General features: G+C 63.3%; 8 protein-coding genes. 3 read left to right on the top strand and 5 right to left on the bottom strand.

Translation table 11 applies throughout. From position 1 onward, the window contains the following. Nucleotides 1-83: 83 nt before the first annotated feature. Genes lpdA through WBR57_RS24405 form a run of 4 tightly spaced genes read right to left on the bottom strand, consistent with a single transcriptional unit; the run spans nt 84 to nt 5035 of the window. Nucleotides 84-1463: a dihydrolipoyl dehydrogenase gene (gene lpdA, locus WBR57_RS24420; RefSeq protein ID WP_424087396.1), complete on the bottom strand. Its 1380-nt coding sequence runs from the start codon at nt 1461-1463 to the stop codon at nt 84-86. Between the two features lie 3 nt (nt 1464-1466). Next, nucleotides 1467-2738 carry a dihydrolipoamide acetyltransferase family protein gene (locus WBR57_RS24415; RefSeq protein ID WP_424087394.1) on the bottom strand — a complete coding sequence of 424 codons (1272 nt, stop codon included), beginning with the start codon at nt 2736-2738 and terminating at the stop codon, nt 1467-1469. Continuing rightward, entirely contained in the window at nt 2739-3797 is a 1059-nt protein-coding gene (locus tag WBR57_RS24410) for an alpha-ketoacid dehydrogenase subunit beta (protein WP_101271923.1), read from the bottom strand. A 2-nt stretch (nt 3798-3799) separates the two neighbouring features. Continuing rightward, complete coding sequence (locus WBR57_RS24405) at nt 3800-5035, bottom strand: 3-methyl-2-oxobutanoate dehydrogenase (2-methylpropanoyl-transferring) subunit alpha (RefSeq protein ID WP_424087392.1); 1236 nt, start codon at nt 5033-5035, stop codon at nt 3800-3802. 195 nt (nt 5036-5230) lie between these two features. On the opposite strand from WBR57_RS24405, the gene bkdR reads away from it, so the two are divergent. Then, complete coding sequence (bkdR, locus tag WBR57_RS24400) at nt 5231-5719, top strand: Bkd operon transcriptional regulator BkdR (RefSeq protein ID WP_003174877.1); 489 nt, start codon at nt 5231-5233, stop codon at nt 5717-5719. 30 nt (nt 5720-5749) lie between these two features. Here the strand turns inward: bkdR and WBR57_RS24395 are convergent, their stop codons facing one another. Next, the gene (locus WBR57_RS24395) at nt 5750-6613 is read right to left on the bottom strand and encodes an MBL fold metallo-hydrolase (RefSeq protein WP_424087389.1); all 864 of its coding nucleotides are present in this window, start codon (nt 6611-6613) and stop codon (nt 5750-5752) included. Nucleotides 6614-6782: 169 nt separating this feature from the next. Between WBR57_RS24395 and WBR57_RS24390 the strand changes: the two genes are divergently transcribed. Both WBR57_RS24390 and WBR57_RS24385 read left to right on the top strand, forming a co-directional pair. Further along, on the top strand, nt 6783-8027 hold the full coding sequence (locus tag WBR57_RS24390) for an FAD-dependent oxidoreductase (protein WP_424087387.1): 1245 nt from the start codon (nt 6783-6785) through the stop codon (nt 8025-8027). Further along, a partial coding sequence (locus WBR57_RS24385) for a TSUP family transporter (RefSeq protein ID WP_424087385.1) occupies nt 8028-8231 on the top strand: 204 nt, incomplete at its 3' end. It abuts the gene before it with no gap.

Genomic DNA, 8231 nt, shown 5'->3' with positions numbered 1-8231 from the left:
AATGCAGGGTGTCAGTCAATACACGTCTGACTGATCAACCGCATTCGCGAGCAAGCCCGCTCCCACAGGGGAAATGCGGCAGGTCACATATGTAAAGCGTGGCCCAGTGCCCGCAGTGCAGCTTCCTGCACGGCTTCGCCGAGGGTCGGATGGGCGTGGATGGTGCCGGCCACGTCTTCCAGGCGCGCGCCCATTTCCAGGCTCAGGCCGAAGGCGGTGGACAGTTCGGACACCCCCGCGCCTACGGCTTGCCAGCCGACGATCAGGTGGTTGTCACGCCGCGCCACCACCCGCACAAAGCCGGTTTTCGACTCCAGGGTCATCGCCCGGCCATTGGCCGCAAACGGGAAGCTCGACACGATGCAGTCCAGGCCCGCGGCCTTGGCCTCGTCCGGGGTTTTGCCGACGACCACCAGTTCTGGGTCGGTAAAGCATACCGCCGGGATCGCCGCCGGATTGAATTCGCGGGTTTTACCGCTGATCAGTTCGGCGACCATTTCACCCTGGGCCATGGCGCGGTGCGCCAACATCGGTTCACCGCTCAGGTCACCGATGGCCCACACATTGCGCATGCTGGTCTGGCAGCGGCTGTCGATCTTGACCGCTGCGCCGTTCATTTCCAGATTCAGCGCCTCGAGGTTCCAGCCCTGGGTGTTGGGTTTGCGACCAACGGCGACCAGCACCTGGTCAGTGTCCAGCGACAGGGTGTCGCCATTCGGGTCGCGGACTTGCAATTTATTGTCCGCAAACCCGCTGACGCTGTGCTGGAGGTACAGCTTCACGCCCAGTTGCTTGAGCGATTCGCCTACCGGTTGCGTCAGCTCGGCGTCGTAGGCCGGCAGGATGCGCTCCTGCGCCTCGACCACACTGACCTCGGCGCCAAGCTTGCGGTAGGCAATGCCCAGTTCCAAACCGATGTAACCGCCGCCCACTACGATCAGCCGCTTGGGCACACGGGTGGGCGCCAGGGCTTCGGTGGACGAGATGATCGGCCCGCCAATCGGCAGCATCGGCAGGTTGACGCTGGTCGAGCCGGTGGCCAGCAGCAGGTGCTCGCACCTGATGCGCTGGTCGCCGACGTCAACCGTCTTGCCGTCGACCACCTTGGCCCAGCCATGGACCACCTGCACTTTGTGCTTCTTCAGCAATGCCGCGACGCCGGTGGTCAGGCGGTCGACGATGGCGTCTTTCCACTCCACGCTTTTACGGATGTCCAGGGTCGGCACATCCACCTCGATGCCCAGTTGCGAGCCCTGGCTGTGGTGGACGGTTTGCTGGAACTGCTCGGCCACGTGAATCAGGGCCTTGGACGGAATGCAGCCGATATTCAGGCAAGTGCCGCCCAGCGATTGGCCTTCCACCAGAATGGTCGGGATGCCCAGTTGGCCGGCGCGAATCGCGGCCACATAACCGCCAGGGCCGCCGCCGATAATCAGCAGCGTGGTGTTCAATGTCTGAGACATGCCTTACTCCAAAAACAGGCTGGCGGGTTGTTCGAGCAGGCCGCGAATGGCCTGGATGAATTGCGCCGCGTCCATGCCATCGACCACACGGTGATCGAACGAACTGGAGAGGTTCATCATCTTGCGGATCACGATCTGGCCTTTGATCACCATAGGGCGCTCGACGATGCGGTTGACGCCGACGATGGCGACTTCCGGCAGGTTCAGCACCGGGGTGCTGACGATGCCGCCCAACGCGCCGAGGCTGGTCAGGGTGATGGTCGAGCCCGACAGCTCATCGCGGCTGGCCTTGCCATTGCGCGCGGCGCTGGCCAACCGCGCGATTTCCTCGGCATTGCCCCACAGGCTGCGAGCCTCGGCATGCCGCACCACCGGCACCATCAGGCCGACGTCGCTCTGGGTGGCGACGCCCACGTGTACCGCGCCCAGGCGGGTGATGACCTGGTTTTCGTCGTCATACCGCGCGTTGATCTGCGGGAAGTCGCGCAGCGCCACAACCATGGCGCGCAGGATAAATGGCAGCAGGGTCAGTTTGCCGCGTGTGGCGCCGTGCTTCTCGTTGAGGTGCACGCGCAGCTCATCGAGGGCGGTAACGTCGATTTCTTCCACATAGCTGAAATGCGCGGCGCGCCGGGTAGCGTCCTGCATGCGCTGGGCGATCTTGCGGCGCATGCCGATCACCGGGATCTGTTCTTCATCGTTACGTTCGGCGTAGGGGTTGGCTGCGGTTTTATGTTGCGCCGGACCCTGGAGCAAGAACGCCTCCAGATCTTCGTGCAGAATCCGGCCCGCCGGGCCGGAGCCCTGGACCAGGCGCAGCTGGATGCCAGCATCCAACGCATGTTTGCGTACTGCCGGGGAGGCCAGCGGGCGTTCATCGGCCTCACGGGCCACGGGGGCTTGGGCCGCCACGGTTGGTGCGGGCTTGCTCGGCTCCTTCGCTGGCGCCGGTTTAGCTTCAGCCACCGGCGCGGATGCCGCAGCAGCCTTCACCGGCTCGGCAGCCGCCGGCGCGTCCTTGGCATTGCCCGCGCCTTCCACCTCGATGCTGATCAGAATACTGCCCACGGCCATCACTTCACCCGGCTCGCCGCCGAGGGAAATCACCTTGCCGTGCACTGGCGAGGGAATGTCCACCATCGCCTTGTCGGTCATCACATCCGCCAGCACCTGGTCTTCGACGACCACGTCGCCGACCTTCACGTGCCAGACCGACAGTTCAACTTCTGCGATGCCTTCGCCAATGTCCGGCATCTTGATAACGTGCGTGCCCATTCAGACCTCCATGACCCGTTTCAACGCCGCGCCCACGCGGGTCGGCCCTGGGAAATACGCCCACTCCTGCGCGTGCGGGTAGGGGGTGTCCCAACCGGTAACGCGTTCGATCGGCGCTTCCAGGTGATGGAAACAATGCTCCTGCACCAGCGACACCAGCTCGGCACCAAAGCCGCAGGTGCGGGTGGCTTCATGCACCACCACGCAACGGCCGGTCTTCTTCACCGACTTGACGATGGTTTCCAGGTCCAGCGGCCACAGGCTGCGCAGGTCGATGACCTCGGCGTCGATGCCGGTTTCTTCGGCGGCGACTTGCGACACATACACGGTGGTGCCGTAGGTCAGCACGGTCACGGCCGAACCCGGACGCACGATGGCGGCCACGTCCAGCGGCACGGTGTAGTAACCGTCCGGCACCTGGGCTTGCGGGTGTTTCGACCAGGGTGTTACCGGGCGGTCGTGGTGGCCATCGAACGGGCCGTTGTACAGGCGCTTGGGCTCGAGGAAGATCACCGGGTCGTCGTTTTCGATGGAGGCGATCAGCAGGCCCTTGGCGTCATAGGGGTTGGACGGCATCACCGTGCGCAGGCCGCAGACCTGGGTGAACACCGCTTCGATGCTCTGGCTGTGGGTCTGGCCGCCGTAGATGCCGCCGCCGCAGGGCATGCGCATGGTCAGCGGCGCGGTGAACTGGCCAGCCGAGCGATAACGCAGGCGCGCGGCTTCGGAGATGATCTGGTCGGTTGCCGGGTAGACGTAGTCGGCGAACTGGATTTCCGCCACCGGGCGCAGGCCGTAGGCGCCCATGCCCACCGCCACGCCGACAATCCCGCTTTCCGAGATCGGTGCGTCAAACACCCGCGAGCTGCCGTACTTGGTCTGCAAGCCTTCGGTGCAGCGAAACACGCCGCCGAAGTAGCCGACGTCCTGGCCGAACACCACCACGTTGTCGTCACGCTCAAGCATCACATCCATGGCCGAGCGCAGGGCCTGAATCATGGTCATGGTGGTGGTGGTCATGGCGGTTTCCACTTCGATGCTGTTGTTGTGATCGTTCATGGTCAGATCCCCAACGCTTGACGCTGGCGCTTCAAGTGCTCCGGCATCTCTTTATAGACGTCTTCGAACATGGTCGCGGCGCTTGGAATCTGGCCGCCGGCAAGGGTGCCGTATTGTTCGGCTTGTTTTTGCGCGGCAATCACTTCGGCTTCAAGTTCGGCGCTGACCGCCGCGTGTTCCTCGTCGGACCATTGGCCAATCTTGATCAGGTGCTGCTTGAGGCGGGCAATCGGGTCGCCCAGCGGGAAGTGGCTCCAGTCGTCGGCGGGGCGGTACTTGGACGGGTCGTCCGAGGTGGAGTGCGGGCCGGCGCGGTAGGTGACCCATTCGATCAGGGTCGGGCCGAGGTTGCGCCGCGCACGCTCGGCGGCCCAGGCGGAGGCGGCGTACACCGCGATAAAGTCGTTGCCGTCCACGCGCAGGGAGGCGATGCCGCAACCCACGCCGCGTCCGGCGAAGGTGGTGGCTTCACCACCGGCGATGGCCTGGAAGGTCGAGATGGCCCACTGGTTGTTGACCACGTTGAGGATCACCGGCGCGCGGTACACGTGGGCAAAGGTGAGGGCGGTGTGGAAGTCCGATTCGGCGGTGGCGCCGTCGCCGATCCAGGCCGAGGCGATCTTGGTATCGCCCTTGATCGCCGAGGCCATGCCCCAGCCCACACCCTGTACGAATTGGGTGGCGAGGTTGCCGGAAATGGTGAAGAAACCGGCGTCCTTGACCGAATACATGATCGGTAGCTGACGGCCCTTGAGCGGGTCGCGCTCGTTGGACAGCAACTGGCAGATCAGGTCCACCAGCGGCACTTCGCGGGCCATCAGGATGCTTTGCTGGCGGTAGGTGGGGAAGCACATGTCGTCGATGTTCAAGGCCAGGGCCTGGGCGCTGCCGATGGCTTCTTCGCCAAGGCTTTGCATGTAGAACGACATTTTTTTCTGACGCTGGGCGACCACCATGCGGTTGTCGAAGATTCGCGTCTTGAGCATGGCACGCATGCCTTTGCGCAGAATCTCCACGGGGATGCCTTCGGCCCACGGCCCCAGGGCCTGGCCCTGATCGTCAAGCACGCGGATCAGGCCCTTGGCCAGGTCGGCGGTGTCGGCGGGTTCTACGTCGATGGCGGGTTTGCGCACCAGGCCCGCGTCGGTCAGGCGCAGGTAGGTAAAGTCGGTCTTGCAGCCCGGGCGGCCCGAGGGTTCGGGAACGTGCAGGCGCAGCGGTGCATACGGCTGATTCATGGCTTTCTACGCTCTATCTTGTGAATTTCTTGTAGTGGGCGCGCTAGCTGGCAGTCAGTCTTCGGGTAGAAGAAATCCTGTCCTACAAACATCATAGGCGTGGCGTAGAAGAATATTTATCTGTGTTTCATTGCGCTTGGGGGTATTTGCGGATAAAAAACCTGCATAAACATAATAAACAGGTGATTTTGTCTCATGCGCAAACTGGACCGTACCGATATCGGCATTCTCAACGCCCTGCAGGAGAATGCGCGGATCACCAACGCCGACCTGGCCCGCTCGGTCAACCTCTCGCCCACGCCGTGTTTCAACCGGGTCAAGGCGATGGAGGAACTGGGGCTGATCCGTGAGCAGGTCACGCTGCTCGACGCCGACCTGCTGGGGTTGCACGTGAATGTGTTTATCCACGTGAGCCTGGAAAAACAGAATGAATTGGCGCTGCAACAGTTCGAAGGGGCGATTTCCGACCGGCCCGAGGTGATGGAGTGTTACCTGATGGCCGGCGACCCGGACTACCTGATCCGGGTGCTGGTGCCGACCATCCAGTCGTTGGAGCGCTTCATGATGGACTTTCTGACCAAAGTGCCGGGCGTGGCCAACATCCGCTCAAGCTTTGCGCTCAAGCAAGTGCGCTACAAAACTGCGTTGCCGTTGCCGGCGAATGGCATCAGCCTGGGTTCCTGAACACCCCCTCCCACATTTATTAACTGTATTTCACAGTTGGTTGAGAGGGATCTTCAGGTACACAACCCCATTCTCCTCAGCCGGCGGCATATTCCCCGCGCGCACATTCACCTGGATCGCCGGCAGCAACAGCGTCGGCATCCCCAGCCCGGCATCCCGCGTGGTGCGCATTTGTACAAACGCCGCTTCATCCACGCCGTCATGCACATGGATATTTCCCGCGCGCTGCTCGGCCACGGTGGTCAGGCATTTGGCTTCACGACCCTCAGGCGGGTAATCGTGGCACACGTACAACTGGGTTTGCGGCGGAAACGCCAGCAGCTTGCGCATCGATGCATACAACTGCCGCGCATCGCCGCCAGGGAAGTCGCAGCGCGCGGTGCCCACATCGGGCATGAACAGCGTGTCGCCCACCAGGATCAACCGGTCGTCGATCAAGTAGGCCATGTCGGCCGGGGTGTGGCCGGGTACATGCAGGGCTTGGGCCTTGATGGTGCCGATATGAAAGATTTCATCCGGCGCAAACAGGTGGTCGAACTGCGAGCCGTCGGCGCGAAACTCCGGTTCCAGGTTGAACAGGTTCTTGAACACCCCCTGCACCTGGCTGATCGACTGGCCAATGGCGATCTTGCCGCCCAGGGTCCGGCGCAGGTACGGCGCGGCGGACAGGTGGTCGGCGTGGGCGTGGGTCTCCAGCAGCCACTGCACCTGCAGGCGATGTTCGCGCACGTAGGCGATGACTTTATCGGCCTGGCGCGTGTCGGTCCGCCCCGAGGCCGGGTCGTAGTTGAGTACGGAGTCGACGATGGCGCAGGGGCCATCATCTGTCTCATGTAGGACGTAGGTGTAGGTCGACGATGCCTCGTCCAGAAAGGCTTGAATCAGTGCGGGCATGGCGGCGGTCCTTGGTAACGTTTTGCGGCTTACATTCGAGATGTTTTCCACATAGGCTTGCGAGCTTAAGGCAAAAAAACGGTCCGGGGCAAAGGATCGAACCATTAGCGGGGCGTGACGCCGTACGGCAGCGACCCTTGTGTGCATCGAATAGAAAAGGCAGTCAACCATGACCGACCAACACTGGGGCCCCACCATCAGTGGCGATATCGTTGTCATCGGCGGCGGCTCTGCAGGCATTGGCCTGCTGGCCAGCTTGCTCAAGCGTGACCCGCACCTGAACATCACCCTGATCGAACCGAGCGACCACCACTGCTACCAGCCGGCCTGGACCCTGGTGGGCGGCGGCGCCTACGACCTGGAAAAGACCCGCCGCCCGCTGGCGGACGTGCTGCCCGATGGCGTCACCTGGGTGCAGGCCGCCGTGACCGAGCTGCGGCCCGACGAGCAGACCCTGGTGCTCGACAGCGGCCAGCGCGTGACCTGGAACAACCTGATCGTCTGCCCTGGCCTTCGCCTGGCCTGGGAAAAAGTCCAAGGCCTGGAGGACACCCTCGGCCAGAATGGCGTCACCTCCAACTACAGCTACCCGCACGCGGCCTATACCTGGCAACTGGTGCAGCAGTTGAAGGGCGGCAAGGCGATTTTCACCCAGCCGGCCATGCCGATCAAATGCGCGGGTGCGCCGCAAAAAGCCCTGTATTTGTCTTGCGACCATTGGCTCAAGCACGGCCACCTGAAACAGATCGACGTCGAATTCAACCTGGCCGGCGCGGCGTTGTTCGGCGTGGCGACTTTTGTGCCGCCGCTGATGGAATACGTGAAGAAATACAACGCGCGCCTGGCGTTCAATTCGAACCTGGTCAAGGTCGATGGCCCGGCCCGCAAGGCCTGGTTTGAAGTGAAAGACACCGAAGGCAACGTCACGCTTGAAGAGAAATCCTTCGACCTGCTGCACGTCGTCCCACCGCAAGTCGCGCCGGATTTTGTCTGCCAGAGCCCGCTGGCCGACGCTGCCGGCTGGTGCGAGGTCGACCCCCATAGCCTGCAACACCTGCGCTACCCGCATATCTTCGGCCTGGGTGATGTGTGCGGCACCCCCAACGCCAAGACGGCCGCCGCCGTGCGCAAGCAAATTGTGGTCGTCGCGGAAAACCTGCTGGCCCTGCGCAAACAGGCGCCGCTGCCGCTCAAATACGACGGTTATGGGTCCTGCCCGTTGACGGTGGAGAAGGGCAAAGTGGTGCTGGCCGAGTTCGGGTATGGCGGCAAGCTGCTGCCGACCTTTCCCCTCGACCCGACCCGTGCGCGCCGCTCGATGTGGTTCCTCAAGGCCACGCTGCTGCCGTGGTTCTACTGGAACGGCATGCTCAAGGGCCGCGAGTGGCTGACCCGCCTAAGCAAGGTGGACTGAATGCTGCTGGCCAGTGTGCTGGGGGTAGTGATGGGCCTGGTCATGGGCCTGACCGGCGCGGGCGGCGGCATCCTTGGGGTGCCGGCGTTAGTGCTGGGTTTGGGCTTGAGCATGACCCAGGCCGCGCCGGTGTCGCTGCTGGCCGTGGGCGCGGCGGCGGCCGTCGGCGCGATTGACGGCTTGCGCCATGGCCTGGTGCGTTAC

Source organism: Pseudomonas sp. (assembly GCF_049590575.1).
Taxonomy (GTDB): domain Bacteria; phylum Pseudomonadota; class Gammaproteobacteria; order Pseudomonadales; family Pseudomonadaceae; genus Aquipseudomonas.
The sequence above is the reverse complement of the archived record's forward strand: the minus strand, read 5'-3'. Positions and strand labels throughout refer to the sequence as shown.